Annotated in this window: 3 protein-coding genes; all 3 read right to left on the bottom strand. The window is 65.2% G+C overall.

Annotated elements, in window-relative coordinates; translation table 11 throughout:
* Positions 1–647 (bottom strand): PLP-dependent transferase (locus tag Q4F91_RS12220; RefSeq protein ID WP_303338000.1); only part of this gene is annotated, 647 nt, incomplete at its 3' end.
* A gap of 313 nt (positions 648–960) precedes the next feature.
* Entirely contained in the window at positions 961–1,143 is a 183-nt protein-coding gene (locus Q4F91_RS12215; RefSeq protein WP_303337999.1) for a hypothetical protein, read from the bottom strand.
* A 242-nt stretch (positions 1,144–1,385) separates the two neighbouring features.
* A complete protein-coding gene (locus Q4F91_RS12210; protein ID WP_303337998.1) occupies positions 1,386–1,583 on the bottom strand; it encodes a hypothetical protein in 198 nt (65 codons plus the stop codon).
* Positions 1,584–1,904 lie beyond the last annotated feature (321 nt).

Below are 1,904 nucleotides of genomic sequence, written 5' to 3'. Positions count from 1 at the left end.
ACGCCGCCCACCGCGGAGCCGTGGCCGTCCATGTACTTCGTGGTGGAGTGCACGACGATGTCGGCGCCCCATTCGAGCGGACGGCAGTTGACCGGGGTCGGGAAGGTGTTGTCAACGATGAGCGGCACGCCGTGCGCATGCGCGGCGCGGGCGAACTTCTCGATGTCGAGGAGCGTCAGCGCCGGGTTGGCGAGCGTCTCGCCGAAGACGAGCTTCGTGTTGGGGCGGAAGGCCTGGGCGAGCTCCTCCTCGGTGCAGTCCGGGTTGACGAAGGTCGCCTCGACGCCCATCTTCTTCAGAGTGCTCGCGAGCAGGTTGAACGTGCCGCCGTAGATGCTCGAGCTCGACACGATGTGGTCGCCCTTCTGCGCGATCGTGAAGACCGAGAAGAAGGTCGCGGCCTGGCCCGAGGACGTGAGCATCGCCGCGGCGCCGCCCTCGAGGGCGCAGATCTTCGCGGCGACCTGGTCGCAGGTCGGGTTCTGCAGGCGGGAGTAGAAGTAGCCGGCCTTCTTCAGGTCGAAGAGGTCCGCCATCTCCTCGCAGGAGTCGTAGGAGAAGGTCGTCGACTCGACGATCGGGAGCTGGCGCGGTTCGCCGTTCTTCGGCTTGTAGCCGCCGACGAGGCAGAGTGTGTCGATGTGCATTGGTGTTCCTTGTTCTTCTGGTCCGGGAGGCGCGTAAAGTTCGCCCGGCCTTTCCGGAGCGCCGTGGATGACACTCCGCGAAGACCGGGCCGGCAGCTTTCGCGCATACGCCTGATCGTATCCTTTAAGCCCGTGAGCTTACGGAAAGAGACGAGGTAATACCTCAATGCACGCATCTCCCGGAGGGGGTAGTCCGGGAAAGTCCCATGAGGGTTTACACGACAGGGGAGCAGAAACGCCTCCCTTTCCCTCAAGCGGGAAGGGGAGGCGCGGGAGACAGCCCCGGGCGGGGCGCGCTTTTTCCTGAAGGTGATCAGCCGGCGGCGGCGACGCCCATCGCGAGGCGCGTGGCGCGCGAGGTCACCTTGTGCTCGACCCGGACGCGCTCCTTCGCGAGACGCTCAAGCGACTCGAGGCTCACGGCGCGGCGGTGGCCGCCGGTCTCACGGGCGCGGGCAAGGAGTTCGGAACGGGTGATGGTCTCGGTCTTCGTCATTTCAGTTCTCCGTGGTTCTCAGTTGTCGGTGTCGCGGGCGGACGGTGCCTCCCTCGCTGCTGGAGAAATTCTCGCCCGCCGGAGGGACCGCCTTCCGCCGCATTTGCGCCGTTCGTCAGGAGAAACGACGGGGTCTGGCGGGACCCTGAAATGAAATCGCCTCCCTCAACCGGATGCGGGAGAGGAAGGCGACAGGGAAGATTCTCACGGGAGGCATGCACTCCTCCCGCGAGAGGAGGAAATCAGCCGGCGGCGGCCACGCCCATGGCGAGGAGCGTCGACTCCGAGAGGCCGGCGTTCGCGCTGGTCTTCTCGGCCGAGAGGGCGTGGAGCGACTCAAGGCTCACGACACGGTCGGCGCCCTTCGAGTTGAGGGCGCGGATGAGCGTCACGGACGCGGTCGCGGAGGAAGCGCGGACGATGGCGAGGATGGATTTCATGTTCAGTACTCCGAGGTTTGCTTTCTGAAGCGGTACCGGCCCCCGGTGGCGGAGGGGAGTGCCGTCTGGGTTGTGCGTCGTATCGGACGGGCTCGTCAGTCCCTGAGGGACCGCGGCACGTCTCTTTTCTGATGGCGATCAGCATATCGCTCTGACACAGTCCGGGCGTCCTGTGAAGCCCCTCGGATGCGTATATCTCACCGGGTCTTGCCGCGGGACACAGAAACTGAGCAGAAGCCCCCATGAGGTAAGACTTTCTCATCAGAAGGGGCGGAAGGCGAGAGAAGCAGGCAAGAACCTGAGCCGAATCGCGTATCGCCG

Origin of the sequence: Sutterella sp. (assembly GCF_030539355.1) — a bacterium.
Taxonomy (GTDB): Bacteria; Pseudomonadota; Gammaproteobacteria; order Burkholderiales; family Burkholderiaceae_F; genus Sutterella.
This window is presented reverse-complemented; position numbering and strand designations above follow the sequence as displayed.